This window comes from Mesorhizobium sp. M0047 (genome assembly GCF_040323315.1).
GTDB lineage: Bacteria > Pseudomonadota > Alphaproteobacteria > Rhizobiales > Rhizobiaceae > Mesorhizobium.
Genome location: NZ_JAMYUW010000009.1, coordinates 93890 through 111589, shown reverse-complemented (window position 1 = coordinate 111589; position 17700 = coordinate 93890). Strand labels below are relative to the sequence as shown.

Genomic DNA, 17700 nt, shown 5'->3' with positions numbered 1-17700 from the left:
TCCGCTATCCCCGCCCGACTTTAACCTCCACAACCTTCCTCTCCATAGATCCGGGACAAGCCCTTGATGCGCGTCGCGATCGCGTCGACGAGGCGACCAACGATCTCATGGATGATCCCCTCCTGGCGAAGCTCTTGGGCGCACTCCGATGCCATATCGGGCATCACCGCGAGCTGATGGCGGATCGTCCGCACCATGTACTCGCCGCCAACCTTTGCTGAGGACGCACAGCGCCCCCAGTGGCGCGGCATGATCTCCTCGATGGGATAGACTCTGTCGATCTTCATCGCCAGTTTAAGGTCGCGCATCTCAGATTGGATCTCTCCCCCGAGGTGCGGCAGAATGGAGGAGATGTCGTAGAGCGGAGCTAGGCGGGCCTCGCCCTGGGCTCCGAGCAGCATCGAGTAGTTCTTTGCATGCGCGTCCGTGCCGGCGATGATCCAGTTGAAGACGTTCGCGGCCATGAAGATCTGACGGTCTTGGACGGGGTCGAGGGAGGCCGACAGCACCTTTCTGGAGATCGTCGTGGTACCTGGCCCACCCTGGTTCTCGTACTTGAGCGTCGGCATCACCGACAGGGCCTGGCACATGTCCTCCTGATGGATGCGGATGGTCTTGCCCTCGTTGTTGCGGCGGTCGTAGCGCTCGATAACGATTGCCTTTTCGCCTGCGAAGTCGAGAACCTGGCTATGTGCAGCGTCCATGCCGAGCTTGGATGCAAGCTGCAGGCAGAAATGCTCGTTCTCGGTATGCCCGTGCAAGTGCGGCAAAGGCGGCTTGAAGATGTGTGTCGTGGGCGTGTCGCCTAGAGGGATCCCCCAGCGATTGCTGCCCTTATCGAAATGGAACGCCGTCTTTGCCTGCGCACCAGCGAGACTGAACTGACCAGGATCGCCGATTCGCCGGGTCGCTGCACCATCTTTGCGCAGATCGCGCAGGCGGTCGCCGATCTGCGCCTCGGTGAGCAACTCCACGTTCTCGCCGCGGGAAATCTGGTCGCCACGCGAAAGGAACTGGACGGCGCCGGCGCAGTCGCGGCCGACATTCTTGAGCAGGGCAAACGGGTTTCGGGCGGAGACCTGGAACCTCTGCGCCCATCTGGCGAGGGTCTGCTCATTATCTGGCAGTAGGCCCCAGAGGAATGCCTCGACGACCTTGCCCTCGTAGGTCCTGGTGATCGTCGGCATGGACAGGGAGAGCGGGATCGCCACCGGGCCTTCCATCCATGCCTCGTGATAGGAGAACGAAAGCTTGCCGCCCTGCAGGTGGTGGAGCCCCCCAACCGGTCTGCCAGCGATATAGACGTCGAGGGTGTCGATCGGCTTCATCATGATCATCGTCATCTAGAGCTTGTAGGGAATCTCGTCGTCGTCATCGTCGACATGCCGTTCATCGGCATTATGATGATGATCAGCCGACGTCGGCGCCGGCGGGATCTGAAAGTCCATCTCCACACCAAGCGTGGTCAGCGCCAGCAGCACGTTGCCGATCTCGGCGCTGGGCTTGCCGTTCTCGATCCACGACACCCACGTCTGCGTCGTGGTGATCATTTTGGCCAAGGCAGCCTGTGACAGGCCGCGCCGGGTGCGGGCCTCCTTGATCAGGATTCCAATGTCGCGAGCTGTTCTGATCTTCATGGCGTATACGATTTCTGTATGAGCTAGCCTGATATAGGCTCATATATGACGGGTGTCAATATACGTTACTATATCAATTTAACGCAATATAGGCTCACATATCGGCAACCTTCATATACCAACCTATATAAAATCATTGCGCCACGCAACAATGTGCGATCGACCTTTCGCCACGGTACCATCGAGAATGACCGCTGGTCGAGAACTCAACAACTTGTCGGGGCCGGGAGCGGTCTGGTCCGCTATTCAATTACTGTTGGCGAGAAGCTGTCATTCAGCATCCGGTCTGGCGGCATCGTGACAAGATCGATTTTTGTCCGAAGAGAACGAGGCCGGCCGCAAGATAAAGCCACGGCTTTTATGCACTTATTGTCTAGCAGGCTTAGTTGTTCCCCTGAAACTTGAATCTCCCTCAGACTCAGTGTCTTCTCAAGGTAGCCGCTGGGAATTAGACATGCCTTCAGGCTCGTTTCAACACCGCGTGTGGCAATGGATTGTCGCGTGCTTTCCGACGCCGGCTCACCTCGATGTACAGGAGCGCAATCATCGCTTCCTTGAAGAGGCGCTCGAACTCGCTCAGGCGAATTCCTGCACAAAGGAGGAGGCACTCGAACTGGTGGAGTACGGACCGGCGGCAACGCGGTCAGGATCAAGAACCTAGCGTGCTCCAAAACGACACCAAGCGCTAACCGTTGTCCAGTGTGGAAGATGATTGCCTTCGTGGTTTCTCCGACGCGCCGGCGCCCGGCAGACCTTCCTTTCTGGCCTTGGCAAACGCCCGGTCGCCTTCCAGGAACCCGACCAGCATAAAGGGGATCAGTTCCGCCACCGTTTCGGACTCGCCATAGGTCTCACGGTAAAGTGCGGCATAGTCGTTGAGTGCTTGGCTCAAGTCGGCGCCAACGGTGATGGTGATCTTCGAAGGTGTCCGGTCCGGAAGTTTTCCGAGTTTCAGGTTAGCCATGAAGTCCTCCTGTTCACCCCGTGTATGGCCGCAACACGAGGTCCTTGTGCACGATGACGCGCAACGGCCAACCAGGGCGCACGGTGATCGTGGGTTGGACGTTCAGGTTCTTTTCAGTGATCCGTTGGCCCGCTTGACTGACGTTCTGCTGGGTGGATTCACGAATTGCCTTGACCAAGTCGCTTTCATTTTCCCCAAAGCTCAACTCGGTACCAACCCCCAGCAATGTGGCTACCGCGACGCCCTTGATCAACTGCCAAGTATGGAAATCCACCTTGTCCTCGAGCCCGGCATAGCCGGCCGCGTCGGTCACGGGCAGATTGTCGATTTCGGTAGAGGAGCCGTCCGGCATCACGATGCGTTGCCACACCAACAGAGCGCGCCTTTGCCCAAAGGCTACAACGCTGTCGTAGGTGCCGATCAGCCGTGAGCCCTGCGGGATGAGCAGGATGCTGCCGGTGACGCTGTCGTGCACATTCTCGGTGATCTGGGCGACAACAAGGCCGGGCAGATCGGAATTGATGCCGGTGATCAGGCTTGCAGCGATCACGCTACCGGCCATGATCTGATAGGGCGAAGCCGGCGTCTGCAGTGCATGCGGGTTGTAGATCCCGCCGGTGTTCCGTTGATCGATGAAATCGAGCTTGCGCTGTTGATTGTTCTGGTCGCCCTCGGCCGGCGCGACGGAAGCTCGCTGGCCTTCGGTATCTGGCTGCGGAGACGCCGTCTCGAAAGGCGAACGTCCGCCCTGCCCATTGCCAAAAGCTTCCGTCTGCTGGGGCCGGTTTTCGATGCGGAAGAGGACTTGCGACTCGCGCGCCTCAATCGCTTGTTGTGCAAGCCGCTGCGCCTCGGCGGAAACGTCTTGCCCAGGTGCGATGCCAAGCTGGCGCTGGTGCTCGAGAATAGGACGGCCGAGATCCCCGGGCAGCGGCGGTCCAAGCACCGGAGCCTTCGGCTTGCTCCCGGAATAGTCCTTGGGCAGCGATTCAAGTCCCTCGGCGGTCGGGTTGCGGTCGGTGCTGTAAAGCTCTTCAGCCTGCTGCTTCAGGCGCAGTGCCGGCCCCTGCAGCGCCATCATCGTGACGCCAAAGATGGTGGCGGAGCCAACAGCTGCGATCGCGACGATTATGCCGCGCTTGAAGCGCACGGCCCGGCGCGGTGAGGCCCGCAGCTGCAGCTGTTCGGGATCGAGTTTGGGCGGAACATTGGGGCGGGACGTGTCGGTCATGAGCCTCCCCTCACCTGCCAAAACGCGAAAAGAGCGATATCCGCCGCGGCAGTTGCCGTCCGTCGGTCCTGGTGATGCGCACCACCTGCTGCTGCTTGGCGCCGAGACGGAGTTCAGCCGCGGCAAAGAGGCGCTCGACGATGTAGTAGTTGCCGTGCATCCGATAGTTGACGAGCTGGTTGTCCCCGTCAGCACCGACGATGAAGAGCGGTGGCGCCTCGCCCTGATCAATGCGCTTCGGGAACTCTATGTAGACCTTGCTGCCATCATCGAAGGCGCGCGTCGGTCTCCACGGCGGCGTGTCGCCGGTGATCGAATAGCGGAAGCGGATGTTTTCGAGTGCTACGTTCGAGGCCGCGGGCATTTCAGCCTCTGCCTGAGCGTTGCGCCGCCGAAGCGCCACGAGTTGGTCTTCGCTGTAAATCCAGGAGAGCGCCGCCATGGCAGTTTTCTCAGTGCTTTGAAGCTGCAGGTGATAGGATCGCCTGTCCGTCGTGATGACCAGATTGGTGGCAAGCCCCGGCGCGAATGGCTTCACCAGCACATGAGTGCGCTGGTCATCGCCTGAGCCACTAACGGTGTCACCGATCACCCAACGGACCGTATCGCCGGCTGAGACCGAGGTCAGCTTCTCGCCCCGCTGCAATGAGATATCGGTGACGCGCTCCGGCGCGGCGTAGAGCTGGTAGAGCGCGCCGTCGGCAAAGGGGTAAACCTGCACCGCATTGACATAGCCAAACTTGGTGGGTTGTTGCGTCGCCGCCTTGTTGGCATCGGCGACCTGTTCTTCCGGCGAGCGCTTATCTGGGGCGGGCTTGCCGGGTGCGGGCATCAACTGACCAGGCAACGGTAACGGTTTCGGCACTTCCACGACCTTGACCGGCTTCTCCGGCGCCTTCTCGATCGCGGCTGGTTTGAAGTCCTCGTGGTCATAGGAAATCTGAGGCGGCGGCACTGGCTTCGAGGCACAGGCCGAAAGAACCGCAACAGACGCCGACAGGATCAAGGCAGCACGAAGCAATGGGGCTCTATTTGTCATTGGCGGGCTCCTTAGGGGAAACGGGGGTTGGCGCGGCGCTGTCGAGCTCGCGCGACCAGTCGATGGCGTTGATGAAGACGCCGAGCGGGTTCTTGCGCAGCTGCTCGGTTGTCCTAGGCGGGCGGATGAGGATGGTAAGGATCCCGATCCAGCGCGTCGTGCTGGCGAGGCTGCCGCGCTCGAACACCTGCTCGGTCCATTTGACCTGGAACGAGCTGTCGGAAGCCCTGACCACGCTGGTCACCTGTACTGACACGCTGCGCGTGCCGATTTGGCCGAAAGGGTCGTTCGCCTTGGCATATTCGTTGAGGAAGAGCGCCGCTCGGTCGGTGGCAAAGTCGTAGGCCGACAGCCAATTCTGCCGCACCAGAACCGCATCGGTGGAAACCGAACGAACATTCTGGATGAAGCGGCTGAGATGCCAGGCGATCTGGGCATCGTCGGGCTGGTAGTTTTGGACTGCCGGCCCGACCGCGTGCGCCTCGCCAAAGCGGTCGACCTCGACGACATAAGGCACGACGCGGCCCTGCATCGACTGCCACAGAAGCCCACCGGAAAGCCCCGTCGTCAGAGCCAGGCAGCCAAAGGCCATGAAGCGCCAGTTCTTGGCCTGGACGCGCGCCGTGCCGATGCGCTCATCCCAGAGTTGGCTGGCCTTCTGGTAGGGTGTTACGGGTTCGGGCGTCTTTCCATAACGCTGAACGGGTCGCTTGAAGAGCATCTAGTCTTCCTTGTCATTGAGGGAGGGATTGGCGCCGCTTCCGCCCCGATCTCCATCGCGCACCGCCTGCGTGGCAGCATTGCGATGGGCGCGTGCGGTCTGTTCGGAACGCAGACGCCTTGCCCAGGCAGGCGCGGCCGCGGGAGCTACAACTGGAGAGCTTCCGCTCATCGAGCTGGTCGGCATGCCGCCGGTCATCCAGCCGGCATCGCGACCGGCGTCGGCACTACGGCGGAATGGTTCTGCTGCGGATCGCATTCCCCGCATCGCGGCGCCGCTAGCGGCACTCGCAACCCCCTGCAGCCCAGCAGCTACCCCGGACAGCCCGGACTCGGGCGATGTCGCGCGCCCCGTTTGCCAGGCGACGGTGGCAGCGGACCCCATGGCGGCGCCGGCACGGACTGCGGCGAGGCCGCCGCCTGTTGCCATGCGCGCGCCGGCAAACGCAGCGCCTCCGGCAACGAGCGTTGATCCAGCTGCGGCCGCCGTTGTTCCAAGTGCCGCGCCGGCGCCAAGCTGCGGCGCGCCGGAAACGAGACCCGAGGCAATCCCGGGGCCGAAAATGCCGAGCCCAAGCAGCGCCAGCGCACCCAGCACCTGAGACATGGCCGCCGCCAGGTCCGGCTCCTGGCCCTGCAGGGCGGAAGCGAACTCGCCAAAGAGCGTGGAGCCGATGCCGACGATGACGGCAAGCACCATCACCTTGATGCCCGACGAAATCACATTGCCGAGCACGCGCTCGGCCAGAAACGCCGAACGGTTCCAGAGCGCGAAGGGCACCAGGACGAAGCCGGCCAGCGTGGTGAGCTTGAACTCGAGGATGGTGATGAAGAGCTGGATGGAAAGAATGAAGAAGGCGATGAGGACCAGGAACCAGGCCAGAAGCAGCACGAAGATGGTGAGCGCGTTACCGAAGATCTCGGGGAAGCCTACTAGCTGGCTCGCTTGATTGAGGAGCGGCCAGGCGCCCTCGAAGCCGGCCGCGGCAATGCGGCCTGGCCGCAGGAGACTGTCGGCGGACAGGTTGCCGGCCGATGCGTTGATGCCGAGACCGGCAAAGGAGCGGTAAATCATGTCGGCGAGGTTCTTGAAATTGTTCAGGACGAAGGCGAAGGCGCCGACATAGAGCACTTTGCGAACAAGCCGGCCGAGAATGTTGGGCTCGCCGCCGAACGCCCAGACCAAGCCCGCGAGCGTGATGTCAATGCCGATCAGAATGGTGGTGAGAAAGGCGACGTCGCCTGAAAGCAGACCGAACCCACTGTCAATGTAGCGGGTAAAGGTCTCCATGAAGCGATCGATGACTCCGAGGTCGTTCATGTCGCCGCCTTCCTCGTTGTCTTGAAGAACTGCCGCTCAGTTGCCGGGATAAGCCGTGCCGGTGCCCAGGAAACGCTTCGTCGTCTCGCGAGCGGCTTCCTCAGACTGCGCTTTGCGCGCCGCATCCTCGGCTTCGGCCCGGAACTGGGTCGCAAGCAGCGTCTGGATCTGCATCTGCTGCTTGGTCGAAAGCGCGATCAGCTGATTGGTAGCCTGGCTTGCCTCGAGGGCACCTGCCGCGCCCTGACTGCGATTGACGAGATCGGTAAGCAGGTCGCCATCGGCCTGCACGTTCTCGACGATCTGCGACTGCGCGCTCATGGTCTGGCGGAACGCCTGCATGGCGCTCTGCCAGCGCTGGCGCGCGGCGCTCGCCACATCGCTGACCTTGATGGTGGCGTCGTAGCTTTCCGGATATTGCTGGCGCCACTGGTCCTGCAGCTTGTCGAGATCGAAGCTCAGGCCGCTCGCCTGGGTCATCAGACCGTCAATCCGTTGGAGCGAGCCGGTAAGCTGGCCCACGGAAGAGAAATCCAGGCGCTGAAGGTTGCGCGCCATGTTCTGCAGCATGGTCGCCTGGTTCTGAAGCGACTGGATTTGGTTGTTGATCTGCTCCAATGCGCGTGCTGCCGACAGCACATTCTGCGTATAGTTGGACGGGTCAAACACGATGAGCGCATAGGCCGGCTGGACGTAGTCAGCCATCGGTTTGGCAATCAGGGAAACGGTGACCAGGCTAGTAAAAAGGCGGCGTCCGATCATGACGATTGCTCCTTGTTAGGTTGAGGAAATTGCTGGAGAAGCTCGGCAGCCCAATCCAGGCCGCGCGCACTGAAGAAACGGGCGGCAAAGCTGCCCTGCCCTTCTTCGGAAAGAATATTGTCGATCAGGTTCTGGGCGGCCGGGTCGGAGGCGCCGCAAAGCGCAAGAGCGATCGGGCCTAGCCCGAGCTCGAAGAGGCGATTGCCGCGGCGCGACTGCAGATAGTAGTGGCGCTTCGGCGTGGCGCGGGCGACCAATTCGATCTGTCGCTCATTAAGACCGAAGCGCTCATAGGCTGCCCGTGCCTGCGGCTCCACCGCACGATCATTGGGAAGAAAAATGCGCTGCGGGCAACTCTCGATGATTGCCGGTGCGATAGAAGAGCCGGCGATGTCGGCAAGCGACTGCGTCGCGAAGATGACGGAGACGTTTTTCTTACGCAGTACCTTAAGCCATTCGCGGATTCGGGCGGCAAAGAGCGGGTTGTCGAGATAGACCCAGGCCTCGTCGAGCATGAGCAGCGTCGGCCGCCCGTCAAACCGGTCCTCAAGACGATGGAACAGATAGGTGAGCACAGGCAGCACAGCGCCTTGGCTGTGCATCAGCTCCTGGGTCTCGAAACACTGCACATCCGAGATGGCCAGCCGGTCGTCATCGGCATCGAGCAGCCGGCCGAATGGACCGTCGAGCGTGTAGGGCATCAACGCCGATTTGAGCGCATTGGACTGAAGCAGGAGCGACAGGCCAGTCAGCGTGCGTTCCTGCGCCGGCGCGGTGGCGAGGCTGGTGAGCGCCGACCAGATTGCCTCCTTCACCTCCGGGGTGACGGTGACATTCTCGTGGGCAATGAGGCCGGCGATCCATTCGGCCGCCCAGCTCTGTGTGGCCGGGTCGTCGATGTGGCGCAGCGGCTGGAAAGCAAGCGCACCATTCGCACCCAACGCATGGTGGTCGCCGCCCATGGCAAGCGCGGCGGCGCGGGCCGAATTGCCTTTGTCGAAGACATAGATTTGCGCGCCAGCGTAGCGCCGGAACTGCAAAGCGATCAGGGCAAGCAGAACCGACTTGCCGGCACCGGTCGGCCCGACAATCAGCATGTGGCCGACATCGCCGATATGGGTCGAAAGCCGAAACGGCGTCGAGCCGCTGGTTTCGGCGAAAAGAAGCGGCGGAGCGTAATCGCCGGTGACCTCGGCAAGATGCTCGTTCTCCGCTGGACCTGCCCACACGGACGACAGCGGCATGAGATGGGCAAGGTTAAGCGTGTGAACGAGCGGCTGGCGAACGTTGGCGTAGACATGACCCGGCAATGAACCAAGCCACGCTTCGACGGCATTGATGCTTTCGCGAATGGTGGTGAAGCCGAGCCCGTTGACGATCCGCTCGACGGCGCGAAGCTTTTCCGCGGCGGCTTTACGGTTCTGATCCCACACCGTCACCGTTGTGGTGAGATAGCCGAAGCCGACATGATCGCCGCCCAATGCCTGCAGTGCTGCATCGGCATCGAGCGCCTTGTTGTCGGCGTCGCTGTCGACGAGAGGCACCGGTTCGTTGGTCACCACCTCGCGCAGAATAGCCGCGATCGATTTGCGCTTGGCAAACCACTGCCGGCGGAGCCGAGTCAGCGTCTTCGTGGCTTCCGCCTTGTCGAGTGGAATGAAGCGCGTCACCCAGCGATAGGCGAAATCCTGGTTATTGAGCGCATCAAGGATTCCTGGCCGGGTGACGTTCGGAAAGCCGAGAACTGTGAGCGTGCGCAGATGCTGCTCGCCCAGCATCGGCTCTAGGCCGCCGGTCAGCGGCGCGTCAACCAGGACGCCGTCGAGATACATTGGCGTTTCCGGCACGGCGACCGGATGACGGCGTGTCGAGATCGTGCCGTGCAGGTACGTCAGGGTCTCGGCATCGTCGAGCGCGCGCACCTCGGGCACGAAGCCCGAAAGAAGATCGAGAACGCGGTCAGTCTCGTCTCGGAACCGGGCAAGCTCCTGGCGCCAGTCTCTTTCCCCTCCCAAGTCATGCGAGTCGACGAGAGCACTTTCCGCGCGCGCTTGGCCATCGGGCCCAGGCATGAAGACCAAGGTCAGATGATAGATGCTCTCGAAATGCGCGACCTTGCCCTCGAAGGCCGCGCGCCGTTCCTCATCGATCAGCCATGAGGCAGCATCGGGAAGCGCCGAGCTCGGATAGCCCAGCGCTTCGCTGCGCTCGGCCTCGAAGAATAATGCCCAACCGGAGCCGAGCCTTTTCAGCGCATTGTTTGCCCGCGCGCATATGCCGATAAGTTCGGCCTCCGTCGCGCTTTCAAGGTCGGGGCCACGAAACCGCAATGTCCGCTGGGAGCTGCCATCCTTGTTGAGCACGATGCCGGGCGCGACGAGTGCTGCCCACGGCAGATGGTCGGCAAGCCGGTCGGCTTTGCCGCGGTATTCGGAAAGCTTCAGCATGCAAGCCAGCCCTTTTGACGAAGATGACGGACAAGCACGTTGGCAAAATCCGGATCACGCCGTGCGGCAAAGACCGCGAGCGTGTGGCCGGCGATCCAGAGGATCAGACCGGCAATCCACTGCTGCAGGCCTAGGCCGATGGCGGCGGCCACCGTGCCATTGAGGATCGCCACCGCCCGCGGCGCGCCGCCGAGCAGGATCGGCTCGGTGAGCGCCCGATGGACCAGAACCTCGAAGCCTTCGATATGCTGCTCTCTGGTGCTCATCAGACGACTGCCCCGCCGCCAAAGGAGAAGAAGGAAAGAAAGAAGCTCGAGGCCGCGAAGGCGATCGACAGGCCGAAGACGATCTGGATCAGCCGGCGGAAACCGCCCGCCGTGTCGCCGAACGCAAGGGTAAGGCCAGTGGTTATGATGATGATCACGGCAACGATCTTGGCCACCGGCCCCTGCACCGATTCCAGGATCTGCTGAAGCGGCTGTTCCCAGGGCATGCCGGAGCCGGCAGCGTGAGCCTGGGCCGTGAGAAGAAGCGCGACGGCGGCGGACGAAAGAAAGCAAATTTTCTTGCGCATGAGATGACCTTTCAAAGCTGCTGGAGTTGCGGAAGAGTGAGCTGGCCAACGGCGTAGTCGCCACTGCCGTCGAGGCCTGTGACCTCGGCAATCGCGTCTATGCGGCGCGACGACCCGCGTCCGGCGATGAAGACAATCAGGTGGACAGCATCGGCGATCAGCCGGCGGGGAACGGTGACGACCGCTTCCTGGGCGAGCTGCTCGATCCGGTAGAGGGCCGAGCGCGCCGAACTGGCGTGGACCGTGGTGATGCCGCCGGGGTGACCGGTGTTCCACGCCTTCAGCATGTCGAGCGCTTCCGCGCCTCTGACTTCGCCGACGATGATGCGGTCGGGCCTCAGCCGTAGGGTCGAGCGTACGAGATCGGCAAGTGTGACGGAGCCCCGCCTCGTCCTCAGCGCAACACAGTCCTTGGCCGCGCATTGCAGCTCGCGGGTGTCCTCAATGAGGATCACCCGCTCATCGCATTCGGCGACTTCTGCCAGAAGAGCATTGGCAAGGGTCGTTTTGCCCGATGATGTGCCGCCGGCGACCAGGATGTTGCGCCGCTCGCGTACCGCCTTCCTCAGGGCATCAGCCTGCAGCGGGAGCATGATGCGATCGGCGACATAGTTGGCCAGCGTGTAGAGTTTTGCTGCCGGCTTGCGGATGGCAAAGCATGGCGCCAAGACGATTGGCGGCAACAGGCCCTCGAAACGCTCGCCTGAGGGTAGTTCGGCACTGACGATTGGGTTGTCCGCATGCGCCTCGGCGCGCACGTGAGAGGCAACGAGGCGGACGATGCGTTCGGCCTCGGAAGGATGCATATGCACGCCGGTATCGACCCGGCCTTCTCCCAACCGGTCGAGCCGCAGCGCGCCGTCGGGGTTGACCATCACCTCGATGACGGTCGGATCGGCAAGGGCCTCGGTGATCGCGTGGCCCATGGCTGTGCGCAGCATGGCGCGGCGGCGGTGGTCGGCTGCGGGATGAGAGCTCATCCTTCGCCTCCATTGCCATTGCCGTTGCCAAGCGAGCGCTTCCCGGAGGCGATCTGGCGACCGACCTGCTCGACGAATTTGTCAAAGCGCTCTTGGGCAATCGCCTGTGTCGCCCGATCCGGGACCGGCGTGTGGGAATGAAGCGTAATCGAAAAGCGTATGAAGAGTGCGAGGCTCTCCAGGATCACCTCGACATCGGTTCGGATATGGTCGAGGTCACGAGAAAGACGGTCGAGACGCCTGCCATAACGATTGTCGAGTTCGTTCTCGCCACGCCGCTCGATGAAGGCCTCGACCGCTTTCGCAACGATCGCCGATTTTGTGGTCGACGGGTTGCGGCTCAGCGTTTCCAGCTTCTCGCTTAACGCGGGTTCGAGCAGAAACTGGTGGCGAATGCGATGGGGCTTCATGGGGCTCGTTCCGACTGGCCGGCGCTGATGCGCCGGCGGCGGGAACGAACATCGCCGATATCTGAAAAATCGCTTATGGGCGTTATCTACGCTGAGATACGCCTGAGCTGCGAAAGCGCTTAGAAGCCGGGGATGATGTCCTTGTCGTCGCCCCTTCCCTCGTTGATACCGTAGGCGCTGGCTGCGGTGGAAACCCGGTCCATGACGCGCTTGTCTGCGAGTGCCTCGGCGTCATCGTCCGCCAGATTGAAGAGGTCGTCTTGATCAGGCTCCTGAGAGACGACGACGTGGTCTTCAGGCAGGCCGGGATGACGCTGCTGTTGCACGCCGCCGTCTTCTTCGATTGCCGCGCCGGCGTTTTCGTCATCTGCAGCGAGACGGCGGTCAACACTGCGGACTAGTCCGCTCCAATCGTCGGGGCGCGACGCAGGACAGTCCGCGTACAGACCGTCGCGCAACACCGGCGCCGGCAGCACCCGTTCGGTGAAATTCTGGTCCTCGTAGTAGCGGAGCTTGTTCGCACGGATCGGCGGCAATCCTGATATCAGCACCAGCTCGTCCGAAGGCGGCAATTGCATCACCTCGCCTGGTGTCAACAGCGGTCGCGCAGTTTCCTGGCGGCTCACCATGACGTGCGAAAGCCAGGGTGCCAGCCGATGGCCGGCATAGTTGCGCATGGATCTGAGTTCCGTCGCTGTACCGAGCGCGTCCGAGATGCGTTTGGCCGTGCGCTCGTCATTGGAAGAAAAGGAAATCCGCACATGGCAATTGTCGAGAATGGCGTTGTTCTCGCCATAGGCCTTGGAGATCTGGTTCAAGGATTGAGCGATCAGATAGGCGCGGATGCCGTAGCCTGCGATGAAGGCAAGCGCGGTCTCGAAGAAATCGAGGCGTCCGAGCGCCGGGAATTCGTCGAGCATCATGAGGAGTTGATGCCTGCGGCTCTTCTTCGGGTCACCCTCCAGGCGCTCAGTCAGCCTGCGGCCGATTTGATTGAGCACCAGTCTCACCAGCGGCTTGGTGCGCGAGATGTCCGACGGCGGCACGACCAGATAGAGCGACATCGGCCGCTCGGCATCCATCAGGTCCGCAATGCGCCAGTCGCAGGTCGATGTTGCCGCGGCCACTGTCGGATCACGATAGAGCCCGAGAAACGACATCGCGGTCGAGAGCACGCCAGAACGCTCATTTTCCGACTTGTTCAGCACCTCGCGCGCTGCGGAGGCCACGACCGGATGGACCTGGGGCTTGTCCGCCGTGCCGAGGTGATTGGTCGTCATCATCCGCTGCAGCGTCGCGACAAAGGAGCGTTGCGGATCCGACAGGAAGGTGGCGACGCGGGCGAGCGTCTTTTCCTCTTCGGCATAGAGCACGTGCAAGATGGCGCCGACCAAGAGTGAGTGACTGGTCTTCTCCCAATGATTGCGCCGCTCGAGCGCACCTTCCGGATCCACCAAGACATCAGCGATGTTCTGGACATCGCGGACCTCGTTCACTTCTTTGCGCACCTCAAGTAGCGGATTGTAGCGTGCTGACCTCGGATCGGTCGGATTGAACAAAAAACAGTACGAGAACTTCGACCGCCAGCCGGCGGTCAGCTGCCAGTTCTCGCCTTTGATGTCGTGAATGACGGCCGAGCCGGTCCAGGAAAGAAGCGTCGGAACAACCAGTCCAACACCCTTGCCCGAGCGCGTGGGAGCAAAGGCCATTACGTGCTCCGGCCCGTCATGGCGAAGATAGCGGTCCTTCAGCTTGCCAAGGAAAACACCGGCTGGTCGAAACAGCCCTGCCTTCTCGATCTCCCAAGACACGGCCCATCGCGACGAGCCATAAGTGGTGACTAGGCCGCGCTGCCGCGCACGCCAGAGGGAGCCAGCGATGGCGGCCGCGCAGCCCATGAAGCCTGTGGTGGCCGCAAGCATCCCGGCCGTGTCGAAGACCTCGGGCGCGTATGCGTCGAAATGGAACCACCACTCGAACAGTTGCCACGGCTTGTAGATCGGCCATCCGGCTGCGACAAACCATGGGGGTCCGAGTTGCGGCTGATAATCTAAAGTTTGGGCGCACCATTGAGTCGCTGTCCATACGCCGAGAATGACGATGGCGAACACAATGACTATCTGACCGACAAGGAGCTTCGTCGGTGTCATGGGCGCAGCCTCCGAGTTTTGTTAAACGGAAGCAGGATGGCGTGACGTTTCAGAATATTGAAGATACCCAATATACGCGCCCGTGCGATGCAGTGAACGTTGCAGGCTTGGAAGATTGGGGGCGCCAAGAAATGTCATCGCGAAGGCACGAGCGAATGACTTGTATGGGGCCATGTATGGACGGCTCTCCGTTGGCAAGGGATTCTTTGAGCGTTGCCGTTGCTGGTTGGTGCGGCCATGTATCCGACCTGTAGGTGCGGCCTATCATGTGCCGCTGGCCATAATGCCATTCGCGCGTCTCAGGTCCCGATCGTAAGCTCGCACTCGAGGTGCACGGCCCCAGTGGGTTTTCCTGATCCGGCGGTATCAACCGGCTTTGTGCATTAGCTCCTGTCCGCCCTTTCCAACCTCGTCAGCGATCGCTCGCCTTATCTTGTTCTATGCGATGACCGGCTCCCTGTAGCGCTCGCCGTTCGTCATCAGTGCCCAGACCATCCGGGCGGTCTTGTTGGCCAACGCAACCGCCGCAACCTTGGCTGTTCGCCGCGCCATCAACTGCACGAGCCATGGCCTCCTGGTACCGTTGCGCTCGGCATAGCGGATGACCGCCATCGCACCCACCACGAGCAACTGCCGCAAGTAGCGATTGCCGGCCTTGGAGATACTGCCGAGCCTCTCCTTCCCCCCGCTCGAGTGCTGCTTCGGCACGAGTCCGATCCATGCCGATAGACAGCGCCCCGACTTGAACGCATGCGCATCGGCGACCGTAGCCACGAATGCACTTGCCAGCAGCGGGCCGACGCCTGGGATTTCCATCAACCTGCGACCAAGCTCGGTCTCACGCGCATTCGCCCGAACCCTACGATCGTTTTCGAGGATCTGTTTCTTCACGCCCCTGAGCTGCGCCTCAAGCATGCGAAGGCATAGCCGCGCGTCCAGCTGGTATCCTGGTCTCGTTCTCGTCGTTGACGACCACGAGCAGTTGCTCAATCCCATTCCGCCCGATCGGCGCTACGATCCCGAACTCGGATAGGTGTGCCCGCAACGCGTTCGATATCTGCGTGCGCTGGCGGTTGAGCATCAACCGGCCCGGTGCAGCATCATCACACTTTGCTGCTCGGGTGATTTCACAGGCACGAAGCGCATGGTCGGCCGAGTGACCGCCTCGCAGATCGCCTCTGCATCTGCGGCATCATTCTTCTGCCGCTTCAGATAAGGCTTCACATACTGTGCCGGCAGCAGCGGGACATCATGGCCACGTGCAGTCAGTTCTCTCGCCCAATAATGCGACGAGCTGCAGGCTTCGATACCGACCAGGCAACGTGGCAGGCTCTCGAAGAATGCCAGCACGCGCCCACGCGTCAGCTTCCTGCGAACGACAACCTCACTCGCCGCATCCACCCCGTGGATTTGAAACACTGACTTCGCAATATCCAGACCAATCGTCGTAACGTTGCCCATCATAGATCTCCTCCAGCTTCTGGCCCCACGATCATACCGCAGGGCGGGAGGAGAGCCGTCCACCGCATCATCTGCCGACTGTCCGGTTCTGGCCGAGAAACTCAGAAAGCCGCCGTTCGGCACCCGACCCCAAGTCAGCCCTTCGGTTTGATCATGTCGTCGCCCGAAACTTGCCGTTCGTTCGATTCCAATAGTGGACTGAGTTAGGAGCACTTCGAGACCGATCTCGGCCGAGAATCGTATCGGCTGTTGGGAGTATATTTCGACTCTTGCAGCGGCCCAAAGCAATACCCATCCCCCAATTCAATGCAGAAGTATGAGGTCAATCAAGCAATCTCTAAGGCCAAGCGGAAACTGAGTTGAGGGTGTCAACTATCTCTGCAAAATGATCGGCCGAATCCCTAGCCTTCGCAAGATGAGCACCGCGAACGCCATCGCTAGAATTACAGTAGAAGATCGGCTTCTTGGCGTCCATAGAATATGGAACAAGGCTGTGAAGATTTGGGATCAAACCCAGTTTATAATCATCATCGTGCCAAACCTGTACTTGATTCAGAGGAGTAAGCTTTTCGATAATGTTTGCGCGAATCGCAGGCTCGAGTTCGTTCCCGTAAATTTGCCAACCTTCCGTCATCCCAACAGCATTTGAACGTACGTTATGCTGTTGAACGACGTAGCCAAGGTAGCTCGGTCTCCCCTTGGGGATAGAGAGAGTGGGGTCCTTCCATGCGGTATTAGTTTGATCCCACTCTTTCCGCCATCCGACCAGCTTGTTGCCGAGGTTTTCCGTTCCTTGAATGGAAAACAGGTCGGGAGCCAGAGGCGTGATGAAGTAATCCGCCGAGGCTAGAACAGCTCGGTTCAGCGCGCCCAGGTTGGGACCGAGATCCAACAGCACCAAGTCTGCGCGGACTTTCTCGCTAGCCCATTGAATGTAGCGATGGATTGCAGATTGAGCTCGCACCGCAGGCTCGTTGCCACCTCGTGCAGCACTCCAGGTGTCGCCCAATGTGTCTTCAAAATCGCTGAGTCGAAGATCCCCCGGCACGAGATACAGCTTGCCCTGAGCGTGTGGAACCGGACTAGGCTGTCTCTGGCGAATGTCGCCGATGCCTCGTGCGACACGCTCAATGGCTCGGTAGATACTGTTTCCCTCCGTGCCCCACGATTGTCGAATAGCAGTGTCGCTCAAGCAATAGGCACTCAGGTTACATTGACTGTCGCAATCGACCATCAGGACGGTGAGCCCGCGCGCGGCGAGAAGATGCCCAACATGATACATGTAGGTCGTTTTTCCGACACCGCCTTTGTTATTGAAAATCGCAATGCTCTTGGTCATTTGAAATTCCTTTTGTTCGTGATGACCATAAGCGGCCCACGGTCGGTTCGCCACAGATATGAAATTAATCTTCCTCGAATTGCGGTACAAATGTGGAATGTCCTCAGGCCTCCGCATAAGAGCAGTCAAGGTCGTGCATTGGGAATGCCAGCAATTCGTTGAATTTTACGGTTCTCCTCGATGTGCTTAAACGGCTGAAACGTCGCATGCCCAGCTCAAGAGCTGTCCGTCCGCTTCCCACCCCACAATTGTCGAAGCTACCCGGTATTCCACGTGTCGGCGCGAGTCCCTATCTCCGGTCGGGCGACCACATCGCGAATCCTGATCTTGACCAGGTCACAACCGCGAAGCTTGCTGTCGATTGCTAGATCGAATAGCGCACGGTCCCGAACGCGTCTCTTGCGATCGAGGAAAAAGCGAATTGCCCAGATCTGCTTCTGGTTGAACGGACGCTTGGTGACGACCCTCTTTCCGGCATTCCAAGCTGCGCGCTCGCGACTGGCATCATCGAATTGAGAATGGCCCATGTGAGTTCTCCTCAGCCTTGATTGGCCGAGAGAGAACGTCGCACGACACTACCGCTCAGGGGCCGTAACCTGAATGGCAGCTTCGAGAGCAGATGCCGATAAAAGCTGCCATGGGACCTAAGATCGGAACAGGGCGGG

The 17700-nt window shown here is 60.8% G+C and carries 15 protein-coding genes and 1 pseudogene; all 16 read right to left on the bottom strand.

Annotated features, from left to right (window positions below; all coding sequences use genetic code 11):
* Positions 1-20: 20 nt before the first annotated feature.
* The 16 genes and pseudogenes from NKJ89_RS11115 to NKJ89_RS11040 all read right to left on the bottom strand — a co-directional run bounded on the left by NKJ89_RS11115 (position 21) and on the right by NKJ89_RS11040 (position 17035).
* Positions 21-1331 carry a type II toxin-antitoxin system HipA family toxin gene (locus NKJ89_RS11115; protein WP_352602316.1) on the bottom strand — a complete coding sequence of 437 codons (1311 nt, stop codon included), beginning with the start codon at positions 1329-1331 and terminating at the stop codon, positions 21-23.
* Positions 1332-1343: 12 nt separating this feature from the next.
* Positions 1344-1637: a helix-turn-helix domain-containing protein gene (locus tag NKJ89_RS11110; RefSeq protein ID WP_023689355.1), complete on the bottom strand. Its 294-nt coding sequence runs from the start codon at positions 1635-1637 to the stop codon at positions 1344-1346.
* 685 nt (positions 1638-2322) lie between these two features.
* A complete protein-coding gene (locus tag NKJ89_RS11105) occupies positions 2323-2601 on the bottom strand; it encodes a DUF2274 domain-containing protein (RefSeq protein ID WP_023689356.1) in 279 nt (92 codons plus the stop codon).
* 13 nt (positions 2602-2614) lie between these two features.
* A complete protein-coding gene (locus NKJ89_RS11100; protein WP_023729046.1) occupies positions 2615-3832 on the bottom strand; it encodes a TraB/TrbI/VirB10 family type IV secretion system protein in 1218 nt (405 codons plus the stop codon).
* A gap of 10 nt (positions 3833-3842) precedes the next feature.
* Positions 3843-4871 (bottom strand): P-type conjugative transfer protein TrbG, encoded by a 1029-nt coding sequence (gene trbG, locus NKJ89_RS11095; protein ID WP_031245469.1) that lies wholly within the window; start codon positions 4869-4871, stop codon positions 3843-3845.
* On the bottom strand, positions 4861-5592 hold the full coding sequence (trbF, locus tag NKJ89_RS11090) for a conjugal transfer protein TrbF (protein ID WP_023685994.1): 732 nt from the start codon (positions 5590-5592) through the stop codon (positions 4861-4863). Before trbF ends, trbG begins: the two co-directional genes overlap by 11 nt.
* Positions 5593-6912, bottom strand: coding sequence for a P-type conjugative transfer protein TrbL (gene trbL / locus NKJ89_RS11085; RefSeq protein ID WP_352602314.1), 1320 nt, complete (start codon positions 6910-6912; stop codon positions 5593-5595).
* Between the two features lie 36 nt (positions 6913-6948).
* Positions 6949-7674, bottom strand: coding sequence for a P-type conjugative transfer protein TrbJ (gene trbJ, locus NKJ89_RS11080; RefSeq protein WP_352602313.1), 726 nt, complete (start codon positions 7672-7674; stop codon positions 6949-6951).
* On the bottom strand, positions 7671-10121 hold the full coding sequence (gene trbE, locus NKJ89_RS11075) for a conjugal transfer protein TrbE (RefSeq protein WP_352602311.1): 2451 nt from the start codon (positions 10119-10121) through the stop codon (positions 7671-7673). Before trbE ends, trbJ begins: the two co-directional genes overlap by 4 nt.
* The gene (locus NKJ89_RS11070; protein WP_352602309.1) at positions 10115-10387 is read right to left on the bottom strand and encodes a VirB3 family type IV secretion system protein; all 273 of its coding nucleotides are present in this window, start codon (positions 10385-10387) and stop codon (positions 10115-10117) included. The genes trbE and NKJ89_RS11070 overlap by 7 nt, the downstream gene beginning before the upstream one ends.
* A complete protein-coding gene (locus NKJ89_RS11065) occupies positions 10387-10695 on the bottom strand; it encodes a TrbC/VirB2 family type IV secretion system protein (RefSeq protein ID WP_023711818.1) in 309 nt (102 codons plus the stop codon). Before NKJ89_RS11065 ends, NKJ89_RS11070 begins: the two co-directional genes overlap by 1 nt.
* Before the next feature lie 11 nt (positions 10696-10706).
* The gene (trbB, locus tag NKJ89_RS11060; protein ID WP_023809283.1) at positions 10707-11675 is read right to left on the bottom strand and encodes a P-type conjugative transfer ATPase TrbB; all 969 of its coding nucleotides are present in this window, start codon (positions 11673-11675) and stop codon (positions 10707-10709) included.
* Entirely contained in the window at positions 11672-12085 is a 414-nt protein-coding gene (locus NKJ89_RS11055; RefSeq protein ID WP_023711820.1) for a hypothetical protein, read from the bottom strand. The genes trbB and NKJ89_RS11055 overlap by 4 nt, the downstream gene beginning before the upstream one ends.
* 119 nt (positions 12086-12204) lie before the next feature.
* Complete coding sequence (locus NKJ89_RS11050) at positions 12205-14235, bottom strand: conjugal transfer protein TraG (protein ID WP_352602307.1); 2031 nt, start codon at positions 14233-14235, stop codon at positions 12205-12207.
* Positions 14236-14673: 438 nt separating this feature from the next.
* Positions 14674-15696 (bottom strand): annotated as a pseudogene (locus tag NKJ89_RS11045) (IS110 family RNA-guided transposase).
* 337 nt (positions 15697-16033) lie between these two features.
* On the bottom strand, positions 16034-17035 hold the full coding sequence (locus NKJ89_RS11040) for a ParA family protein (protein WP_023711822.1): 1002 nt from the start codon (positions 17033-17035) through the stop codon (positions 16034-16036).
* Positions 17036-17700: the final 665 nt, after the last annotated feature.